The sequence below is a fragment of the Pseudomonas sp. LBUM1643 genome, from assembly GCF_059716215.1.
The window spans coordinates 6,151,578-6,171,359 of the sequence record NZ_CP166813.1 but is presented as its reverse complement, the minus strand read 5'-3'; the positions used below and the strand labels follow the sequence as shown (position 1 = coordinate 6,171,359).

At 58.8% G+C, this 19,782-nt stretch carries 17 protein-coding genes and 1 pseudogene; 13 read left to right on the top strand and 5 right to left on the bottom strand.

Translation table 11 applies throughout. The features are described 5' to 3' along the window. Position 1 precedes the first annotated feature (1 nt). The 3 genes from ssuC to ACA063_RS27920 are packed head-to-tail and all read left to right on the top strand — an operon-like array spanning position 2 to position 1,838. On the top strand, positions 2-784 hold the full coding sequence (ssuC, locus tag ACA063_RS27930; protein WP_497664128.1) for an aliphatic sulfonate ABC transporter permease SsuC: 783 nt from the start codon (positions 2-4) through the stop codon (positions 782-784). Further along, a complete protein-coding gene (gene ssuB / locus ACA063_RS27925; protein WP_497664127.1) occupies positions 781-1,587 on the top strand; it encodes an aliphatic sulfonates ABC transporter ATP-binding protein in 807 nt (268 codons plus the stop codon). Before ssuC ends, ssuB begins: the two co-directional genes overlap by 4 nt. A 35-nt stretch (positions 1,588-1,622) precedes the next feature. Beyond that, positions 1,623-1,838: a TOBE domain-containing protein gene (locus ACA063_RS27920; RefSeq protein WP_003229256.1), complete on the top strand. Its 216-nt coding sequence runs from the start codon at positions 1,623-1,625 to the stop codon at positions 1,836-1,838. 150 nt (positions 1,839-1,988) lie between these two features. Here the strand turns inward: ACA063_RS27920 and ACA063_RS27915 are convergent, their stop codons facing one another. Both ACA063_RS27915 and ACA063_RS27910 read right to left on the bottom strand, forming a co-directional pair. Next, positions 1,989-2,627, bottom strand: coding sequence for a TetR/AcrR family transcriptional regulator (locus ACA063_RS27915; RefSeq protein ID WP_497664126.1), 639 nt, complete (start codon positions 2,625-2,627; stop codon positions 1,989-1,991). Positions 2,628-2,853: 226 nt separating this feature from the next. Next, complete coding sequence (locus tag ACA063_RS27910; RefSeq protein WP_010466681.1) at positions 2,854-4,230, bottom strand: glutamine synthetase family protein; 1,377 nt, start codon at positions 4,228-4,230, stop codon at positions 2,854-2,856. Between the two features lie 278 nt (positions 4,231-4,508). Here ACA063_RS27910 and ACA063_RS27905 point away from each other — a divergent pair. The 8 genes and pseudogenes from ACA063_RS27905 to ACA063_RS27870 all read left to right on the top strand — a co-directional run. Then, positions 4,509-4,781: pseudogene (locus ACA063_RS27905) on the top strand (gamma-glutamyl-gamma-aminobutyrate hydrolase family protein); the annotation flags it as partial. A 127-nt stretch (positions 4,782-4,908) separates the two neighbouring features. After that, positions 4,909-6,267 (top strand): glutamine synthetase family protein, encoded by a 1,359-nt coding sequence (locus ACA063_RS27900; RefSeq protein ID WP_494375917.1) that lies wholly within the window; start codon positions 4,909-4,911, stop codon positions 6,265-6,267. Between the two features lie 58 nt (positions 6,268-6,325). Further along, entirely contained in the window at positions 6,326-7,690 is a 1,365-nt protein-coding gene (locus ACA063_RS27895; protein ID WP_497664125.1) for an aspartate aminotransferase family protein, read from the top strand. A 196-nt stretch (positions 7,691-7,886) separates the two neighbouring features. After that, entirely contained in the window at positions 7,887-8,984 is a 1,098-nt protein-coding gene (locus ACA063_RS27890) for a polyamine ABC transporter substrate-binding protein (RefSeq protein ID WP_162438434.1), read from the top strand. 236 nt (positions 8,985-9,220) lie between these two features. Then, positions 9,221-10,318, top strand: coding sequence for a polyamine ABC transporter substrate-binding protein (locus tag ACA063_RS27885; protein ID WP_162438401.1), 1,098 nt, complete (start codon positions 9,221-9,223; stop codon positions 10,316-10,318). A gap of 73 nt (positions 10,319-10,391) precedes the next feature. Next, on the top strand, positions 10,392-11,534 hold the full coding sequence (locus ACA063_RS27880) for an ABC transporter ATP-binding protein (RefSeq protein WP_162438400.1): 1,143 nt from the start codon (positions 10,392-10,394) through the stop codon (positions 11,532-11,534). A 35-nt stretch (positions 11,535-11,569) separates the two neighbouring features. Then, the gene (locus ACA063_RS27875) at positions 11,570-12,451 is read left to right on the top strand and encodes an ABC transporter permease subunit (protein ID WP_178114308.1); all 882 of its coding nucleotides are present in this window, start codon (positions 11,570-11,572) and stop codon (positions 12,449-12,451) included. Further along, the gene (locus ACA063_RS27870; RefSeq protein ID WP_194690991.1) at positions 12,448-13,338 is read left to right on the top strand and encodes an ABC transporter permease subunit; all 891 of its coding nucleotides are present in this window, start codon (positions 12,448-12,450) and stop codon (positions 13,336-13,338) included. Before ACA063_RS27875 ends, ACA063_RS27870 begins: the two co-directional genes overlap by 4 nt. A 125-nt stretch (positions 13,339-13,463) precedes the next feature. On the opposite strand, the gene ACA063_RS27865 is transcribed toward ACA063_RS27870, so the two are convergent. After that, positions 13,464-14,105, bottom strand: coding sequence for an HD domain-containing protein (locus tag ACA063_RS27865; RefSeq protein ID WP_497664124.1), 642 nt, complete (start codon positions 14,103-14,105; stop codon positions 13,464-13,466). 319 nt (positions 14,106-14,424) lie between these two features. Here ACA063_RS27865 and ACA063_RS27860 point away from each other — a divergent pair, with 319 nt between their 5' ends. Continuing rightward, positions 14,425-15,390: a GlxA family transcriptional regulator gene (locus tag ACA063_RS27860; protein ID WP_497664123.1), complete on the top strand. Its 966-nt coding sequence runs from the start codon at positions 14,425-14,427 to the stop codon at positions 15,388-15,390. Positions 15,391-15,516: 126 nt separating this feature from the next. On the opposite strand, the gene ACA063_RS27855 is transcribed toward ACA063_RS27860, so the two are convergent. Together ACA063_RS27855 and ACA063_RS27850 are read right to left on the bottom strand one after the other, a co-directional pair. Next, on the bottom strand, positions 15,517-17,928 hold the full coding sequence (locus ACA063_RS27855; RefSeq protein WP_497664122.1) for a penicillin acylase family protein: 2,412 nt from the start codon (positions 17,926-17,928) through the stop codon (positions 15,517-15,519). Between the two features lie 114 nt (positions 17,929-18,042). Beyond that, positions 18,043-18,624 (bottom strand): DUF6436 domain-containing protein, encoded by a 582-nt coding sequence (locus ACA063_RS27850; RefSeq protein WP_497664121.1) that lies wholly within the window; start codon positions 18,622-18,624, stop codon positions 18,043-18,045. Positions 18,625-18,720: 96 nt separating this feature from the next. On the opposite strand from ACA063_RS27850, the gene bipL reads away from it, so the two are divergent. Then, entirely contained in the window at positions 18,721-19,668 is a 948-nt protein-coding gene (gene bipL / locus ACA063_RS27845) for a phospholipase BipL (protein WP_497664120.1), read from the top strand. Positions 19,669-19,782: the final 114 nt, after the last annotated feature.

Below are 19,782 nucleotides of genomic sequence, written 5' to 3'. Positions count from 1 at the left end.
CATGAAGAAAGTTATCCACAACCTGGCGCCTTGGGCGTTGCCGGTGTTGCTGCTGGCGGTATGGCAGTTGTCGGTGTCGGCGGGCTGGTTATCGACGCGGATTCTGCCGGCGCCCATTGCCGTCATCGAAGCCGGCGTGAGCCTGGTTCGCAGTGGCGAAATCTGGACGCATCTGGCGATCAGCGGCTGGCGGGCGGCGCTGGGCTTCACCATTGGCGGCAGCATCGGCCTGGTGCTGGGTTTCATCACCGGCCTGTCGAAATGGGGCGAGCGCTTGCTCGACAGTTCGGTGCAGATGATCCGCAACGTGCCACACCTGGCGCTGATTCCGCTGGTGATCCTGTGGTTCGGCATTGACGAGTCGGCGAAGATTTTCCTGGTGGCGTTGGGCACGTTGTTCCCGATCTACCTCAACACCTATCACGGTATCCGCAACGTCGACCCGGCGCTGGTGGAGATGGCGCGCAGTTATGGCTTGTCGGGTTTCAGCCTCTTCCGTCAGGTGATCCTGCCGGGCGCATTGCCTTCGATTCTGGTCGGCGTGCGCTTCGCCCTGGGCTTCATGTGGTTGACGTTGATCGTGGCAGAAACCATTTCCGCCAGCTCCGGTATTGGCTACCTGGCAATGAATGCCCGGGAGTTCTTGCAGACCGACGTGGTGGTGCTGGCGATTCTGCTGTACGCAGTGCTCGGCAAACTGGCCGACCTCGCGGCCCGTGGACTTGAGCGTGTCTGGCTGCGCTGGCACCCGGCCTATCAGGTCCATAAAGGAGGTGCCGCATGACCGCTCAACAACCTCCACGCCTGCTGCGCGGTATTCCGCTGGCAGTGCGCAAGCTGCAGAAAACCTTCGGTTCGCGGCAAGTATTGCGCGAGATAGACCTGCATATTCCGGCAGGTCAGTTTGTTGCCGTGGTCGGTCGCAGCGGTTGCGGCAAAAGCACCTTGCTGCGTTTGCTCGCCGGTCTCGACAAACCCACGGGCGGTGAATTGCTGGCCGGTTCCGCGCCGCTGAGCGATGCACGGGAAGACACCCGCTTGATGTTCCAGGAAGCGCGTCTGCTGCCATGGAAGAAGGTGATCGATAACGTCGGCCTCGGGCTGACGGGCAACTGGCGGCCACAGGCACTGGAAGCCCTGGAGTCGGTGGGCCTGGCGGACCGCGCCAATGAGTGGCCGGCGGCCCTGTCCGGTGGACAGAAGCAACGTGTGGCGCTGGCCCGTGCGCTGATCCATCAACCGCGTTTGCTGCTGCTGGACGAACCCTTGGGCGCACTGGACGCGCTGACGCGAATTGAAATGCAGCAACTGATCGAACGGCTCTGGCAGAAGCATGGATTCACTGTGCTGCTGGTCACCCATGACGTCAGTGAAGCGGTGGCGATCGCCGATCGGGTGATCCTGATCGAAGACGGTGAAGTCGGCCTCGACCTGCATGTGGAACTGCCGCGACCTCGCGTCCGCGGCTCCCATCGGCTGGCAGCGCTGGAAACCGAAGTCCTCAATCGTGTGCTCGCACTGCCCGGTGAACCGCCGGAACCGGAACCCGTTTCACCATTGCCCACGCAACTGCGTTGGGCGCAATAACTCAAATTTCACCTCAACTGACAGGAATCAACATCATGACTATCAAAGCCATCAACGTTCGTAACCAGTTCAAAGGCTCGATCAAGGAAATCGTGTTGGGTGACGTACTTTCTGAAATCGACGTTCAGACAGCTTCGGGCATCGTCACATCGGTAATCACCACGCGCTCCGTGAAAGAGCTGGAGCTGGTGGTCGGCAGCGAAGTGATCGCGTTCGTGAAATCCACCGAGGTGTCGATCGCCAAGTTGTAAGGGTGTCGGCAGTCAGTGAGATCGGCAGCGCGGCCATCGCGAGCAGGCTCACTCCTACAGGGGATTTTGTCGAACACAAATGTTGTGTTCGCCTGAGATCAAATGCAGGAGTGAGCCTGCTCGCGATGGGGTCAGTGAGGCGGATGAATTTCAGGCAAGTACAGCGCGCTTGTGCAGATACGGCGGCAAATACAGACCCAGATACGCATCAAACACCCGCATCCCTTCCTCAGCCATGCGCGGCGTGATTTGCCCGTGTTGTTGCACCGAGCGGGCATACACCCGATCCCCCAGCTCCATCGCCAGTGCAAACACATCGACATCGGTCGGCAACTTCGGCAGCTCGAAGTGATGGTCGAACAGCTTGTGCATCAGGTCCCCGAGTTCGATGTCGTGCTGACGGTCGGCCTGGGTGACTTCGGTCAATCCGTGTTGCGCGAGGATCAACTGGCGCGCGGCGGCGTCTTCGTCGTAGATCGCGAGCATGCGCTGTTCCACCAGGCGTGACAGGTCACGCCAGCCGTTTAGGGCCTGGTGGTCGATGGGCGCTTGCAGGCAGGCTCGGAAGGCGGCGTGAACGTCCGCGGTCAACGCTTCGAGCAGGGCCGGGACGCTGGCGAAGAAGTGGTAAACGGAAGAGGGCGGGATTTCTGCGCGCTCGGCGACGCTGTAGATCGACAAACTGGCCACGCCCTCGGCGGCCAGCAGCGTACGGGCGGCGTCGAGGATCGAGTCGATCCGCGCCTGGCTGCGTGCGCGGGGTTTGCGGATGGTGGCGGGGCGCGTCATTGAACTCTCCTGCGGGGCAGCGGGCATTGTACGAGCAGGCATCTGTATTGTCTGCCCGGGCGCCATCGCTAGCAGGCTAGCTCCCACAGTTGATCTCCAGTGAACATGAATTCTGTGTACACCGAAAATCCCTGTGGGAGCTAGCCTGCTAGCGATCCGCCGAAGGCGGCCATAAAAAAACGCCGCTGACTGTAAAGCCGGCGGCGTTTCTGTTTGCTGCAACCACTTAAACGGTATGCAGGTACCAGTTGTACTCAAGGTCGGAGATGGAGTGTTCGAACTCCTCCAGCTCACTTTCCTTGCAGGCCACGAAGATATCGATGTATTTCGGATCGATGTACTTGGCCATGACTTCGCTGTCGTCCAGCTCGCGCAGTGCATCACGCAGGTTGTTCGGCAGGCTTTGCTCGTTCTGCTCGTAGGAGTTGCCTTCTACGGGTGCGCCCGGCTCGATCTTGTTGGTCAGGCCATGATGCACGCCTGCCAGCACCGAAGCCATCAACAGATACGGGTTGGCATCGGCACCCGCAACGCGGTGTTCGATACGAACGGCATCGGAAGAGCCGGTCGGTACCCGAATCGCTACGGTACGGTTGTCCAGACCCCAGCACGGCGAGTTCGGCACGTAGAACTGTGCGCCGAAACGACGGTAGGAGTTGACGTTCGGGCAGAGGAAAGCCATCTGCGCCGGTAGGGTCTCGAGCACACCGCCGATCGCGTGACGCAGTGCGGCGTTCTGCTCGGGATCCTCGCTGGCAAAAATATTCTTGCCATCTTTATCAAGAATCGAGATGTGGACGTGCAGACCATTACCCGCCTGGCCTGGATAAGGCTTGGCCATGAAGGTGGTATCCATCTCATGGTCGTAGGCGATGTTCTTGATCAGGCGCTTGAGCAATACAGCGTAATCGCACGCTTTGATCGGGTCGGCCACGTGGTGCAGGTTCACTTCGAACTGCGCCGGAGCACTTTCCTTGACGATGGCGTCGGCAGGGATGCCTTGCTCTTTCGCACCTTCCAGAATGTCCTGGAGGCAGTCGACGTATTCGTCGAGGTCGTCGATCAGGTAGACCTGTGTCGAGTGCGGACGTTTGCCGGAGATCGGCGAACGAGGAGGCTGTGGGCGACCGTTAACGTTTTCCTGGTCGATCAGGTAGAACTCAAGCTCGAATGCGGCACAGATCGTCAGACCCATCTCGTCAAACTTGGTAACAACCTGGCGCAGGACTTCACGGGGATCCGCGAAGAAAGGTTCACCTTCGAGTTCGTGCATGGTCATTAACAGTTGCGCGGTAGGGCGCTTCTGCCAAGGCTCGTTGCACAGGGTGTCAGGGATTGGATAGCAGATTCGGTCAGCATCACCGATGTCCAGACCCAGACCGGTGCTTTCCACCGTCGAGCCATTGATATCCAGAGCAAATAGAGAGGCCGGCAGGTTGATGCCTTTCTCGTAAACCTTGTGGAGACTGGTGCGTTCAATGCGCTTGCCGCGCACCACACCATTCATATCTGCAATCAGAAGGTCAACGTACAGAACCTCAGGATGTTCCTTAAGGAACGCGTTCGCTTCGTTAAGCTGAACGGCACGCGGGGGTACCGACATGATGCAACACCTTTGTTGTTAAAAATATCAATCATTGATCTCTTCGGGTTTCAGTCAACCCGAACGGCATGCCGAAGTCAAGCGAGGCCTTTTTTGCCCTAAAAAAGCGCTCGAAAGGCATTTTTGAGGCACTTTGGGGCGTTTTTTTGCCTTTGGACGTCTTGGCGTCCGCAAGCTTGAGCGGGCCGTGTTGTATTTTTTACGGGGGTGTTGTGTAAAAAAATGAACAAGGCTAAGCTCGAATCAAACCCATAACAGCAATAATACCGGGGTGCTTCATGTCTCGCCTGCCGTTAATCGGCGTCACCGACTGCTCTGCGCATATCGGTCTGCATGCTTATCACATCAGTGGCGATATTAACGTCCGCACCGTAGCCTCAGCGGCTTCGGGTCTGCCGATGATTCTTGCGTCCATGACGAACCGGCTGTTCCCGTCCGATATTCTGGACAGCCTTGATGGCACCCCCATTACGGTTACTTCATTCAATATAGATCCGATTCACAATGGCGGCCCGGCTTTCACGCAGGGCACCGCTTGCGATTCTGCACGCCTGGTATTTGCCGCGCGATACGGAAAAGCACGATAGCCTGTCGCAGACACACATTTCAACGCGACGCCGATGCGTCAAACATCGCCTGACTTACAAGAGTCAGGAAACTCAAAGCCTAGAGGCATTTATGAGTAACAACCTCGACCAGCTCACCGATTGGTTGAAAGACCACAAGATCACAGAAGTCGAATGCATGATCGCCGACTTGACCGGGATCACCCGGGGCAAGATTTCGCCGACCAACAAGTTCATTGCTGAAAAAGGCATGCGACTGCCCGAGAGCGTTCTATTGCAGACCGTGACCGGTGACTATGTCGAAGACGACATCTATTACGAACTGCTCGACCCGGCGGACATCGACATGATCTGCCGCCCCGATCAGAACGCGGTGTTCCTGGTGCCTTGGGCCATCGAGCCGACCGCCCAGGTGATCCACGATACCTATGACAAGCAAGGCAATCCGATCGAGCTGTCGCCGCGCAACGTGCTCAAGAAGGTCCTCAAACTCTATTCCGACCGAGGCTGGCAGCCGATTGTGGCGCCGGAGATGGAGTTCTACCTGACCAAGCGCAGTGACGACCCGGACTACCCGTTGCAACCGCCTATCGGGCGTTCCGGTCGCCCGGAAATCGGTCGTCAGTCGTTCTCTATTGAAGCCGCCAACGAATTCGATCCGCTGTTCGAAGATGTCTACGACTGGTGCGAACTGCAGGAGCTGGACCTCGACACGCTGATCCACGAGGACGGCACGGCGCAGATGGAAATCAACTTCCGTCACGGCGATGCCCTGTCCCTGGCGGACCAGATTCTGGTGTTCAAACGCACCATGCGTGAAGCCGCGCTCAAGCACGACGTGGCCGCGACCTTCATGGCCAAGCCCATGACCGGCGAGCCAGGCAGTGCGATGCACTTGCACCAGAGCATCATCGACATCGAGACCGGCAAGAACGTCTTCTCCAATGAAGACGGGACCATGAGCCAGTTGTTCCTGCACCACATCGGCGGCTTGCAGAAGCTGATCCCCGAGTTGTTGCCGCTGTTCGCGCCGAACGTCAACTCGTTCCGCCGCTTCCTGCCGGACACCTCGGCACCGGTGAACGTGGAGTGGGGCGAAGAGAACCGTACCGTGGGCCTGCGGGTTCCGGATGCCGGTCCGCAGAACCGTCGAGTGGAGAACCGCCTTCCGGGCGCTGACGCCAACCCGTACCTGGCGATCGCCGCGAGCCTGCTCTGCGGTTACATCGGCATGGTCGAGGGGCTGAACCCGAGTGCGCCGGTGGTAGGGCGAGGCTATGAACGCCGCAACCTGCGCCTGCCACTGACCATCGAAGACGCGCTGGAACGCATGGAAAACAGCGCGACTGTCGAGAAATACCTGGGCAAAAAATTCATCACTGGCTACGTCGCGGTCAAGCGGGCCGAGCATGAAAACTTCAAGCGCGTGATCAGTTCGTGGGAACGGGAATTCCTGCTCTTCGCCGTCTGATGCGCTGCGGCGCGACAGGAAATAGTCGCGCCTTCACTGCAAACTTAGGAGAATTCGCATGACCAATAACAATCCGCAAACCCGTGAGTGGCAAGCACTGAGCAACGACCACCACCTGGCCCCATTCAGTGACTTCAAGCAACTGAAAGAGAAAGGCCCGCGCATCATCACCAGCGCAAAGGGCGTTTACCTCTGGGACAGTGAAGGCAACAAGATCCTCGACGGCATGGCCGGCCTGTGGTGTGTAGCCATCGGCTACGGTCGCGATGAACTGGCCGATGCCGCCAGCAAGCAAATGCGCGAACTGCCTTACTACAACCTGTTTTTCCAGACCGCTCACCCGCCTGTTCTGGAGCTGGCCAAGGCCATCGCCGACATCGCGCCTGAAGGCATGAATCACGTGTTCTTCACCGGTTCCGGGTCCGAAGGTAACGACACCATGCTGCGTATGGTTCGTCACTACTGGGCGATCAAGGGTCAGCCGCAAAAGAAAGTCATCATCAGCCGCAAGAACGGTTATCACGGTTCCACCGTGGCCGGCGCGAGCCTGGGTGGCATGACCTACATGCACGAACAAGGCGACTTGCCGATCCCGGGCATTGTCCACATCGCCCAGCCTTACTGGTTCGCTGAAGGCGGGGACATGACGCCGGAAGAGTTCGGTGTATGGGCTGCCAATCAGCTGGAAGAAAAGATTCTGGAAGTCGGCGTGGATAACGTCGGTGCCTTTATTGCCGAGCCGATCCAGGGTGCCGGTGGCGTGATCATTCCGCCAGACACCTACTGGCCGCGCATCAAGGAAATCCTCGCCAAGTACGACATCCTGTTCGTGGCGGACGAAGTGATCTGTGGTTTCGGCCGCACCGGTGAGTGGTTCGGTTCCGATTTCTACGACCTCAAACCGGACATGATGACCATCGCCAAAGGCCTGACTTCGGGCTACATCCCGATGGGTGGCTTGATCGTGCGTGACGACGTGGTCGCGGTGCTCAACGAGGGTGGCGATTTCAACCACGGTTTCACGTATTCCGGTCACCCGGTGGCCGCTGCGGTGGCGCTGGAAAACATCCGCATCATGCGCGACGAAAAAATTATCGACCGCGTTCACGAAGAAACGGCACCTTACTTGCAGAGTCGCCTACGGGAACTGAGCGATCACCCGTTGGTGGGTGAAGTGCGCGGTGTAGGGCTGTTGGGGGCAATCGAACTGGTTCAGGACAAGGCCACTCGCAAGCGTTACGAAGGCCGTGGCGTCGGCATGATTTGCCGGACATTCTGTTTTGAAAATGGCCTGATCATGCGCGCCGTGGGCGACACCATGATCATTGCTCCGCCGCTGGTCATTACCAAGGCGGAAATCGATGAGCTGGTGACCAAGGCACGCAAGTGTCTGGACCTGACCCTGAGTGCGTTGCAAGCCTAAGTGCTAGGCTCTGAGCGGGGTGTGAAATTCGCATTTCGCTCAGAGCAAACAAAGGATGGGTCTTTCCTTGAAAGCCTGCCTTGTATCTTGCCAGACTACCCGTTGTTTTAGTTGCCCAGGAAAGGCCGCTGGCTCTTGGTTAACAAGAACGTGGTTAAGAAGAATAATTGGAGCATTACCCATGAAGGCATTAGGTATGAAGATAGCTGGCAAGACCCTCCTCGCCATGTCCCTGATGGGCGTGATGGCAGGCGCAGTTCAGGCGGACGACAAGGTTCTGCACGTGTACAACTGGTCCGATTACATCGCACCGGATACCGTCAAGAAGTTCGAAGCCGAGTCGGGGATCAAGGTGGTCTACGACGTATTCGACAGTAACGAAACCCTTGAAGCCAAGTTGCTGGCAGGCAAGTCCGGCTACGACATCGTCGTACCGTCGAACAACTTCCTGGCCAAGCAAATCAAGGCCGGCGTCTATCAGACACTCGACAAATCCAAACTGCCTCTGTGGAAAAACCTGAACCCGGATCTGCTCAAAGCGGTATCGGTCAGTGACCCGGGCAACGAACACGCGTTCCCGTACATGTGGGGTTCGATCGGTATCGGTTTCAACGCCGAGAAGGTCAAGGCTGCACTGGGGGCTGATGCACCTACAAATTCCTGGGACCTGATTTTCAAACCTGAAAACGCCGCTAAGTTGAAAGCGTGCGGGATCAGCGTCCTCGATTCGCCAACCGAGATGATTCCGGTGGCGCTGCACTACCTGGGCTATCCGACCGACAGCCAGGACAAGAAGCAATTGGCTGAAGCCGAAGCACTGTTTCTTAAAGTCCGTCCTTCGATTGGCTACTTCCACTCGTCCAAGTACATCTCTGACCTGGCCAACGGCAACATCTGCGTAGCCATCGGTTACTCGGGTGATATCTACCAGGCCAAGTCCCGCGCCGCTGAAGCCGGTGACAAGGTGAAAGTCAGCTACAACATTCCGAAAGAAGGTGCCGGCAGCTTCTATGACATGGTCGCCATCCCTAAAGATGCCGAGAACGTCGAAGGTGCCTACAAGTTCATGACCTTCCTGATGAAGCCGGAAATCATGGCTGAAATCACTAACGCCGTACGCTTCCCGAACGGTAACTCCGCGGCAACACCGTTGGTTGATAAAGACATCACCAGCGACCCGGGCGTTTATCCGCCTGCGGATGTTCTGGCCAAGTTGTACGCGATTGCCGACTTGCCGGCCGCGACGCAGCGGATCCTGACCCGCAGCTGGACCAAGATCAAATCGGGTAAATAAGAAAACCCTGTAGCAGCTGCCGAAGGCTGCGTTGAGGTCCGAAGGACCTCCGCTGTTTTCAACAGCACAACTGCTCCGCAGTTGAACGCAGCCTGCGGCAGCTGCTACAGATCTTCATAAAGTTTGCTGGAACGGTTTTTCGAGGGTAAGTTGCGCGCCGGTTTTGTTGCAGGACCGCTAATGCTGTCATGTAACACGGGGCAACTTGGGCCCAACTAATTTTAGAGGACCTCCACTTGCCTATTTTTTCTTTGTTGCGCAATGCCCTGCTGGTCGGTGCCGGACTGACACTTGCTGTCAGTGTCCAGGCTGCCGGTACAGTGCATATTTATAACTGGTCGGACTATATCGGTCAGACCACCCTGGCGGACTTCCAGAAAGAAACCGGCATCAAGCCGGTGTATGACGTCTTCGATTCCAATGAAACCCTGGAAGGCAAGTTGCTGGCCGGGCGTACGGGTTACGACGTCGTTGTGCCGTCCAACCACTTCCTCGGCAAGCAGATCAAGGCCGGCGCTTTCCAGAAGCTCGACAAGTCGCAGCTGCCCAATTATTCGAACCTCGACCCGGTGCTGCTCAAGCGCCTGGAACAGAACGATCCGGGCAACCTGTATGCCGTGCCGTACCTGTGGGGCACTAACGGTATCGGTTACAACGTCGACAAGATCAAGGCAGTGCTTGGCGTCGACAAGATCGATTCGTGGGGCGTGCTGTTCGAACCGGAAAACATCAAGAAGCTTCAAAGTTGCGGTGTAGCCTTCCTGGATTCCGCCGATGAAATGATGCCGACGGTCCTCAACTACATGGGCCTGAACGCCAACAGCACTAACCCCGAAGATTACAAAAAGGCTGAAGCCAAGTTGCTGGCCGTGCGGCCGTACGTCACGTACTTCCATTCTTCCAAATACATTGGGGACCTCGCCAACGGCGACATCTGCATCGCGATCGGTTTTTCCGGCGACATGTTCCAGGCCAAGAACCGCGCCGACGAAGCGAAGAAAGGCGTGAACATCGCTTACTCGATTCCGAAGGAAGGTGGCGCGCTGTGGTTCGACATGCTGGCGATTCCGAAGGACTCGTCCAACGTCAAGGAAGCTCACGCGTTCATCAACTATCTGCTGAAACCTGAGGTGATCGCCCAGGTCAGTGATTACGTCGGCTACGCCAACCCTAACCCGGGGTCGGACAAGCTGATGGAGCAATCCATTCGCACCGACGAAGCGGTTTATCCACCGCAAGCCGTCCTCGACAAGACCTATGTGTCCATCGAGTTACCACCAAACATTCAACGTTTGATGACCCGCAGCTGGACCAAGGTCAAGTCGGGTAAATAGCTTCAAGGCTCAAACTATCCAAGGTTGGCTCACCTTGAGCGAACTGCACTCTTTTTTTCTGGGAGTTTCGTAAATGGCAGTTGCCTCCGGCGCCTATAAGAAAGCCCTCGAGGGCGACCAGACACCTAAACAGGTGTTGGTCAAAATCGACCGGGTCACGAAGAAGTTCGACGAGACGATTGCCGTGGACGATGTGTCCCTGGAGATCAAGAAAGGCGAGATTTTCGCCTTGCTCGGCGGTTCGGGATCGGGCAAATCCACGTTACTGCGCATGCTCGCAGGTTTCGAGCGGCCTACGGAGGGGCGTATTTTTCTCGATGGCGTAGACATCACCGACATGCCGCCTTACGAGCGGCCGATCAACATGATGTTCCAGTCCTACGCCCTGTTTCCGCACATGACCGTGGCGCAGAACATCGCCTTCGGCCTCAAGCAGGACAAGATTCCCGCCGCTGAAGTCGATGCTCGCGTGGCTGAAATGCTCAAGCTGGTACAGATGAGCCAGTACGCCAAGCGCAAGCCGCACCAGTTGTCCGGCGGTCAGCGTCAGCGTGTGGCGCTCGCACGTTCCCTGGCCAAGCGACCGAAGCTGTTGCTGCTCGACGAACCGATGGGTGCGCTGGACAAGAAGCTGCGTTCGCAAATGCAGCTGGAGCTGGTCGAGATCATCGAGCGCGTCGGCGTAACCTGCGTCATGGTGACCCACGACCAGGAAGAGGCCATGACCATGGCCGAGCGTATCGCGATCATGCACCTGGGCTGGATCGCCCAGATCGGCAGCCCGATCGACATCTATGAAACCCCGACCAGCCGCCTGGTCTGCGAATTCATCGGCAACGTCAACATCTTCGAAGGCGAAGTGATCGACGACGCGGAAGGTCACGCGATTATTACCTGCAAGGACCTGGACCGGAAAATCTACGTCGGCCACGGCATCAGTACCTCGGTGCAGGACAAGTCGGTCACCTACGCAATCCGTCCGGAAAAACTTCTGGTCACTGCGGACATGCCGACCTGCGAATACAACTGGTCCAGCGGCAAGGTCCACGACATCGCCTACCTCGGCGGTCACTCGGTGTTCTACGTCGAATTGCCAAGCGGCAAGCTGGTGCAGTCCTTCGTGGCTAACGCCGAACGCCGTGGCCAGCGTCCGACCTGGGGTGATCAGGTCTACGTGTACTGGGAAGACGACAGCGGCGTGGTGCTTCGCTCATGAACATGCGCAAATTCAAACGCCGCCTCAATCGAATAATTCCCGGTGGCCGCCAGTTGGTCATCGGGGTTCCGTTCATTTGGCTGTTCCTGTTCTTCATGCTGCCGTTCTTCATCGTTCTGAAGATCAGCTTCGCCGAAGCCGACGTGGCCATCCCGCCGTACACCGAGATCTATAACTTCGTTGACCAGAAGCTGCAGGTGCTGCTCAACCTGGGCAACTACGCGATGCTCGGCGACGACGAGTTGTACATCGCCGCGTACCTGGGCTCGTTGAAGATGGCGCTGATCAGCACCGTCCTCTGCCTGCTGATCGGTTATCCAATGGCCTACGCCATCGCCAGCGCCCGCAAAGAGATGCAAACGGTGCTGGTGCTGCTGATCATGATGCCGACCTGGACCGCGATCCTGATCCGCGTGTATGCGTGGATGGGCATCCTCAGCAACAACGGTCTGCTCAACGGTTTCCTGATGACCATGGGCTGGATCAATGAGCCGCTGCAGATCCTCAATACCAACCTGGCGGTGTATATCGGCGTGGTGTATTCCTATCTGCCGTTCATGATCCTGCCGCTCTACGCCAACCTGGTGAAGCATGACAACAGCCTGCTGGAAGCCGCGTCCGACCTGGGTTCGAGCACGTTCAACAGCTTTTGGAAAATCACCATTCCCCTGTCCAAGAACGGCATTGTCGCTGGCTGCATGCTGGTGTTCATTCCCGTCGTGGGCGAGTTCGTCATCCCGGAACTGCTGGGCGGTCCGGAAACCCTGATGATCGGTAAAGTGCTCTGGCAAGAGTTCTTCAATAACCGTGACTGGCCGGTGGCGTCTGCCCTGGCGGTGGTGATGCTGGCGATCCTGATTGTGCCGATCATTCTTTTCAACCGTAGCCAGGCCAAAGAAATGGAGGGCAAAGAATGAAACGCTTCCGTTTCTCAAGCTTCATGTTGGTAGTGGGTCTGCTGTTCATCTACGCGCCGATGCTGATCCTGGTGATCTACTCGTTCAACGCTTCCAAACTGGTAACGGTGTGGGGCGGCTGGTCGATCAAGTGGTACGTCGGCCTGATGGACAACACCCAACTGATGGGCTCGGTGGTGCGCTCGCTGGAAATCGCCTGCTACACGGCGATTGCGGCTGTCGCGCTGGGTACGCTGGCAGCATTCGTGCTGACCCGTATCACCCACTTCAAGGGTCGCACGCTGTTCGGTGGCCTGGTCACCGCGCCGCTGGTAATGCCCGAGGTGATCACCGGTCTGTCGCTGTTGCTGCTGTTCGTGGCGATGGCGCAGATGATTGGCTGGCCGCAGGAACGCGGCATCGTCACCATCTGGATTGCCCACACGACGTTCTGTGCGGCGTATGTGGCGGTCGTGGTGTCGGCGCGTTTGCGTGAGCTGGACCTGTCCATCGAAGAGGCAGCCATGGACCTGGGTGCGCGGCCGTGGAAGGTGTTCTTCCTGATCACCATCCCGATGATCGCCCCTTCGCTGGCGGCGGGCGGCATGATGTCCTTCGCGTTGTCGCTGGATGACCTGGTGTTGGCGAGCTTCGTGTCCGGCCCGGGGTCGACGACCTTGCCGATGGAAGTGTTCTCGGCGGTGCGTCTGGGCGTGAAGCCTGAGATCAACGCCGTGGCCAGCCTGATTCTGCTGGCGGTGTCGCTGGTGACGTTCCTGGTCTGGTTCTTCAGCCGCCGTGCCGAAGAGTCGCGCAAGAAGGCGATTCAGCAAGCGATCGAAGAAAGTGCTGCGGATTCGTGGAAGCAACCGGACGTGCGTCGCGCACAGGCGCCGGAAGCGGTTTGATAGCGCTTTAGATCAAAAGATCGCGGCCTGCGGCAGCTCCTACAAAGGATGGTACACCCGATATTTCGAGGATGTATGGTCAACATGTAGAAGCTGCCGCAGGCTGCGATCTTTTGATTTTTGGTTCAGGAAACCCAAGGCGACTGGCGGATAATCTCGACAAAGTTCATCGGCTTGAACCCTGGCTGGCTGTCCACCAGCACGTCCGCGTTCACCGTGCCGAACGTCGTGTCCGGCTTGTGTTTGAAACCGTTGGCGAAAGCGCACAGGATGCACTCCTTGAACCCGTCACCCCGTGGATGCGCATGCACCACTGCCTCTCGCTGCACGTTGGGAAATGCCGCGTAGTCGATACCCAGCACATCCATCTCGACTCCGGCAGTGACCAGCGCCACATTAGGTCGCAGGTGTTGCGGCACGCCCGGCGTGGTGTGCAGGGCAATCGACAGCCACACTTGTTCGATGTCGTCATCCGAAAGACCGTAAGGTTTCAGGAATGCCTTGGCGGCATTGGCACTGTCGACTTCAAAGCGCTCATCGTCGGTGCGATGACCTTCCACCAACCCCAGGTCATGGAACATCGCGCCGACGTAAAGCAGCTCGGGATTGTAAGCAAGCTGCTTGCGTTCACCGCTCAAGGCACCGAATAAAAACACTCGGCGGGAGTGGTGGTACAGCAAGTCTGATTCGACGTCGCGAATGTACTCGGTAGTGGCCCTGGCCAATGCGCTGTCGGGGATTTTGATACCGGCGATGGTGCTGCTCATGGGTGCTTTCCTCGTGGGGAACGCCGTGGCGGCGCTGATGGAACAAGTCTGTTCCCGCCCCCCTGAGCGGACAATCGATGCATGGCTGCGATCCTTGCCAATGAGCATGCATATCGCGCCAACCTCGCTTGTCAGGCCGGGATTGGCTAACGTGGAAGCCAGATCACACACATCCCTGTAGCAGCTGCCGAGGCACGAGGCTGCGTTGGGCTGCGTAGCGGCCCCTAGGGCGGTCCTGCGGACACGCAACGCAGCCTCGTGCCTCGGCAGCTGCTACAGGTATTAAGTGCAGTCAGGGCCTTTGAGGGTGTTTCCCGCCATGAGTAAAACCGTCGCAATCGTGGTATTCGCCGGCGTTCAGTCCCTGGACGTTACCGGCCCCATGGATGTGTTTTCCGAGGCCAATCGTTTCCTGCCTCCGCAGGATCACTACCGGCTGGATGTCATCGGCGTCGAGCGCGGGATGATGCCTTGTTCCAACGGCTTGTCGCTCAATGCGCATCGCCATTTCAGCGAGGCGCTGGAAGCTTACGACCTGTTGCTGGTGGCCGGTGGGCCGCAGTTGCCCTTCATGAATTTCAGCCCGGCTTTCGATGCCTGGCTGCGTGACGCCTGCGCGCGGGCGAAACGCTTTGGTTCGATCTGCAACGGCGCCTTCATGCTCGCCCGGGCAGGGTTGCTGGAGGGGCGGACCGTGACGACGCATTGGGGCGATGCGGCGGCATTGGCTGCGTTGTGTCCGTCGACACAGGTGGAAGCCGATCGTCTTTACGTGCAGGACGCCGAGCTCTTTACGTCGGCAGGGGTCACCGCAGGGATCGATTTGTCACTGTATCTGCTGGCCCAGGATCACGGCCCGGAAGTCGCGTTGAGTGTGGCGAAACGACTGGTCGTGTTCACGCAGCGCTCGGGTGGGCAATCGCAATTCAGCCCGTTCCTGACCCCGCACGCTGAACCGACATCGGCGGTGGCATTGGTTCAGCTTTACGTTCTGGCAAATCTCAATGGCGATCTAAGCCTCGCCGACTTGGCCAATGCCGCCAACATGAGCGCCCGCAACTTTTCCCGGGTGTTTGCCAAGGAAGCAAAAATCACCCCGGCGGAGTTTGTCGAGCGGGCGAGGGTGGACGCGGCGCGGGTGATGCTCGAAAGCACTACTTCGCCACTCAAGACAGTGGCGTATCAGTGCGGTTTCCGCGATGCACAGCACATGCGCAGTGTGTTCAATAGGCGGCTTGGTGTGACGCCGCAGCAGTTCAGGTTGAATTTTGCGGCGATGGTTTGATCCAGAACCTGTGTTGTTCTGATGGGCCCCATCGCCAGCAGGCTAGCTCCCACATTTGGTTCGGTGCGCGCAGTTCCATTGTGGGAGCTAGCCTGCTGGCGATGGGGCCAGTCCAGCCCGTAGATTTTACTGGGCACCCCGCGCCGGCAGCAGCTTCAACGTACTGCGCGTATTCGCCGTCACTTCCTCATCATTGAGATGCGCCTGGAAGTAGAGCCCTTCGATGTACGCCTCAGCCTGATCCTCATAATGGCCATCGAACGGCACGCCGCTCTGGCCGACCGGGTTGACGGTCAGGCTGTGGGCCGGGTCGGCGAAGTCGATCAGTCGGCGGGTCGAGGGACCATAAGTGACCGGCCACGGCGCCGGCCCAATCTTGGCCGAGAGATTGTTCGGCACTTCATGGCTGCCCGGTGCTGCGAACGGGCCGACATTGAAGATCCGGTCCAGTGGCTTCTGCTGCCCCAGCGGATGACCGTGGGTCAGCGTGTGCGCCTTGCCCCACTGCCATTGCGTGACATCCGTACCGAGGGTCGTTTTGAGGTGTGCAAGGCTCGCCTGCCACGCCGTCTTGACCGTGTCGGCGCGGGCTTCCTTGCCGAGGGTGGTGCGGTTGTCCCACCACGGCGAGTCGGCAGTCGCGGCCAGACGCGGTAGTGCGGCATCGATCACCCGAGTCGAGAGCAATGTTTCGAAGAAAGCGTCTCCCAGCTCGTCGTGCATCGTCGCGTCAGCGAGGTTGAACAGGAACTGGTTGAACAGCGTGGCACTGGTGGAATCGAGTGGGTAATCGCCTTTCCACTGCGCCAGTTGCTCCACCAGTTTGAGTTCGGCGGGGTCACTCACGACTTCACGTAACACCGGCAGCAACGGCGCCAACAGTCGCGGACCATAGCCGGTGGTGGTGCCCAGTTGCAGCTTCTGGCTGGCGTCCAGATCCCACTTGATGGCTTTGTCGCTGAGCTGGCGATTGAGCTGCTGCCCACGGTCGGGCAGGTTGTAATAGCCGGGAATCTCCATGCCGGTCGGTGATACGGGCTGGAAGTTGGCGGAGACGATGTAGCCGCGCGCCGGGTTTTCTTCCTGCGGGTTGGCGCTGAACGGGTAGAAGCCATCCTTGTCCGACTCGGCGGTGCTGCCGTCGAGAATGAAATTGCCGTTGACGCCGGCAGGTCGCTTGGGCAGTTGCGCCGCCGCCCACCAACCGATGTCGCCCTTGGCATTGGCCCACACGACGTTCAGGCCAGGTGCCTGGATCTTGGCAGCGGCACTGCGCGCCTTGGCCAGGGTGTCGGCGCGGTTGAGCTGGTAGAAGCCTTCGAGGATCGGGTTCTGGCTTTCCAGAAATCCCCACCACATGGCAATCGGGGTTTTGCCAACGCTGGCGCCCAGCGCATCGTTGACGATCGGACCGTGTGGCGACTGGCGCAGCACCAGGGTGACCGGCGCCTGACCCTTCACGGCGATCTGTTGTTCGCTGGTTACCATGTCGACCCATTTGCCGCGATACCAGACCTGATTGGGATTGTCCGGATTGACCTTCTCGGCGATCAGGTCCATGTCATCGTTCTGGAACATGGTGATGCTCCAGCCGAAATCGCGGTTCATCCCCAGCGAAGCAAATGGCATCAAGGCCTGATAGTGACCGTAGAGGTCGAAACCGGGTGCCGAGAGTTGCGCCTCGTACCACACCGACGGCGCGGAGAAGCGGATGTGCGGATCACCTGCCAGTAACGGCTTGCCGCTTTTGGTGCGGTTGCCGGCGACGACCCAGGCGTTACTGCCCTCGAACTGAGGCAAACCATTGTCGGCCAGTGCCTGTTCGCTCAAGCGGGCGAGGGTGTTGAGGTCCTTCCAGTCCGCGCTGCCAAGGGCCGGCGCCGCGCCGCCGTGACTGTTCGCCAGCACGCCTTTGGGCTGCCAGTCGAGGTCGAAGACGTTCAGGTAATTGGGCCCGAGTTGATCGCGCACGTAGGTCAGCAAGGGTTCGGTGCGAAATGCGACGGCAAAGCTGTACGCCATGTAGCCGGCGATGCTGATGGTGTCCTGGGCTGTGAACGGACGCTTTTGAATGCCCAGCACGTCGAACTCTGCAGGTTTCGCATGGGTGTCCTGATACTGGTTGATACCGTCCAGATAGGCCTGCATGGCAATGAACGCCGGTGACTGTTTATCCAGGTTGGCGAGGTAGGTTTCGGCGCGTTCGCGAATGCGCAGGCTGCGCATCAACTTGTCGGTATCGAGCAGTTTCGGGCCTAGAACTTCGGCCAGTTCGCCACGGGCGAGCCGGCGCAGGATTTCCATCTGGAACAGACGGTCCTGGGCATGCACATAGCCGAGCGCGCGGTAGAGGTCGGTTTGGTTTTCGGCGCGGATGTGCGGGATGCCGCGCTCGTCGTAGCGCACGGTGACCGAACCCTGCAGGTGTTGCAGTTCAACCATGCCCTGGCGTGTCGGCTGCTTGCTGTAGACGTACCAGCCGGCACCCGCGGCAAGCACGACAAGGAGCAGGACGAGGGCGGTCAGGAGACGTTTCATGTTGATTCCTTGTTCTTGTTATTAGTGGCAGCTATTCCCTGGCGTCACTGTTTAACACGGCTTACTGAATAGGCCCATCGCCCGTAGGAGGGATTCGTGTTGCCTTGTTTGTCCCTACTTCGGTGTATCGACCGGCCATGGGCAGTAACACCCCACCGCCAGTGTGTGCGTGGCACTCACCGGGCGGCCTTCGTTCAATGCCTGGAGAATCGGTTCGATGAAGCTGTTACTTGAGTTACAGGTCAGGCCTTCGCTGTAGGGGCCGAAATATGCCAGCTTGCCGGTGCGATCCCAGATCGCCACGGCCGGGCTGGCGGGGATCTGTTCGGAGCCGGGCAGCACGGTGATGGTCTTGAGGTTGCTCAATGTGCTCGGTAACTGGCCGTGACTGCCGGGCTTTTGTACCGAGTAAAACTCGACACCTTGCGGCACATAGCGAGCCACCAGTTCGGTGAGGTGCTGTTGATTGCCGACGTTGCAGGGGCAGGCCGGGTCCCAGAAGTGCACAAGGCGAATGGCGCCGGGACCGGCAAGGTCGTCGGGCAGGCGCAGCGGGTCGCCGGAGAACACGGCGGTGTGCTCGCTGAACGCACGCAGGTAGCGCCCCTGAAACCAGTCGTAGGCAGCCCACAACACGGCGGCACACACGAGGGCGAGCAAGCTGGCGAACAGTGTGGTGCGGTAGGCCGGGCGCATGGGTATCATCCTTAGAGGTCGGCTAGCTTGCCATGCTTGCCTCGACAGATGAATATCGCAGCCCCATAAAGTCCGTTTCACCTGCTGGAATTACTCATGTCTGCCACTTTCGCCCCCGATCATTTGCGCGACAGCCTGCGGCCATTGGCCGAGGGTCAGCCGTTGTCGGTGGAGGCGCTTGCCTATCAGCGTTTTTATGGCCTCGATTTCCCGGGACGTGAACTGCGCAGTGGCTTGGGCCGTTTTGCGGTCGATGGGTATCAGGTGGTCAGCCAGTTCTGGTGGCCAGCTCGGGCTAAGGCGACGCTGTTTCTGTTTCACGGTTTCTACGATCACACCGGGCTGTATCGGCATGTGATCGAGTGGGCGCTGGACCAGGGCTTCGCGGTGATTGCCTGCGATCTGCCGGGGCATGGTCTGTCCAGTGGCGAGCGGGCGAGCATCATGGATTTTTCGGAGTACCAGGACACGCTGCAAGGGCTTTTCGCAGAGGCGCTGTCCCTTGATATGCCGCAGCCGTGGCACTTGTGCGGGCAAAGCACGGGTGGAGCGATCGTGATCGATCATGTGCTCAATCAGGGTGCTGACAGCCCGGCGCAGGGCCAGGTGATCCTGCTGTCGCCGCTGGTCCGGCCACGCGCCTGGGGCTGGTCGCAGTTGAGTTACTACCTGCTCAGACCCTTCGTTAAAGCCATCGCCCGGCGCTTCAGCGAAAACTCCAGCGACCCGGATTTCTTGCCCTTCCTGCAAGCCGATCCGCTGCAGCCGCTACGTCTGCCGACCGCCTGGGTGGGTGCGCTGGCGCGCTGGATCAAGCGTATCGAGGCGGCTCCCAGCAGCCAGCGTCGGCCACTGATTGTGCAGGGGCAGGCGGACATGACGGTGGATTGGGAACACAACCTTGGGGTACTGAAGGCCAAGTTTGATCGGCCGCAGGTGTTGATGTTGCCGCAGGCGCGGCATCACCTGGCGAATGAGACGCTGGCATTGAGAGCGGAATATTTCGGGTTTTTGACGAAGCGGATAAAAGGCCGGAATTTGTAGCGTCGGCTATGACCTCATCGCGAGCAGGCTCACTCCCACATGTGCTGACAACTCGGTCAACTGTGGGAGCGGGCTTGCCCGCGATGAGGCCTTTCAGACACCAAAACTATTAGT

Excerpts from the sequence above, each read along its gene's own strand:
- ssuC (WP_497664128.1), top strand. The coding sequence starts at position 2 with ATGAAGAAAGTTATCCACAACCTGGCGCCTTGGGCGTTGCCGGTGTTG.
- ssuB (WP_497664127.1), top strand. The coding sequence starts at position 781 with ATGACCGCTCAACAACCTCCACGCCTGCTGCGCGGTATTCCGCTGGCA.
- ACA063_RS27920 (WP_003229256.1), top strand. The coding sequence starts at position 1,623 with ATGACTATCAAAGCCATCAACGTTCGTAACCAGTTCAAAGGCTCGATC.
- ACA063_RS27915 (WP_497664126.1), bottom strand. The coding sequence starts at position 2,627 with ATGACGCGCCCCGCCACCATCCGCAAACCCCGCGCACGCAGCCAGGCG.
- ACA063_RS27910 (WP_010466681.1), bottom strand. The coding sequence starts at position 4,230 with ATGTCGGTACCCCCGCGTGCCGTTCAGCTTAACGAAGCGAACGCGTTC.
- ACA063_RS27900 (WP_494375917.1), top strand. The coding sequence starts at position 4,909 with ATGAGTAACAACCTCGACCAGCTCACCGATTGGTTGAAAGACCACAAG.
- ACA063_RS27895 (WP_497664125.1), top strand. The coding sequence starts at position 6,326 with ATGACCAATAACAATCCGCAAACCCGTGAGTGGCAAGCACTGAGCAAC.
- ACA063_RS27890 (WP_162438434.1), top strand. The coding sequence starts at position 7,887 with ATGAAGATAGCTGGCAAGACCCTCCTCGCCATGTCCCTGATGGGCGTG.
- ACA063_RS27880 (WP_162438400.1), top strand. The coding sequence starts at position 10,392 with ATGGCAGTTGCCTCCGGCGCCTATAAGAAAGCCCTCGAGGGCGACCAG.
- ACA063_RS27870 (WP_194690991.1), top strand. The coding sequence starts at position 12,448 with ATGAAACGCTTCCGTTTCTCAAGCTTCATGTTGGTAGTGGGTCTGCTG.
- ACA063_RS27865 (WP_497664124.1), bottom strand. The coding sequence starts at position 14,105 with ATGAGCAGCACCATCGCCGGTATCAAAATCCCCGACAGCGCATTGGCC.
- ACA063_RS27860 (WP_497664123.1), top strand. The coding sequence starts at position 14,425 with ATGAGTAAAACCGTCGCAATCGTGGTATTCGCCGGCGTTCAGTCCCTG.
- ACA063_RS27855 (WP_497664122.1), bottom strand. The coding sequence starts at position 17,928 with ATGAAACGTCTCCTGACCGCCCTCGTCCTGCTCCTTGTCGTGCTTGCC.
- ACA063_RS27850 (WP_497664121.1), bottom strand. The coding sequence starts at position 18,624 with ATGCGCCCGGCCTACCGCACCACACTGTTCGCCAGCTTGCTCGCCCTC.
- bipL (WP_497664120.1), top strand. The coding sequence starts at position 18,721 with ATGTCTGCCACTTTCGCCCCCGATCATTTGCGCGACAGCCTGCGGCCA.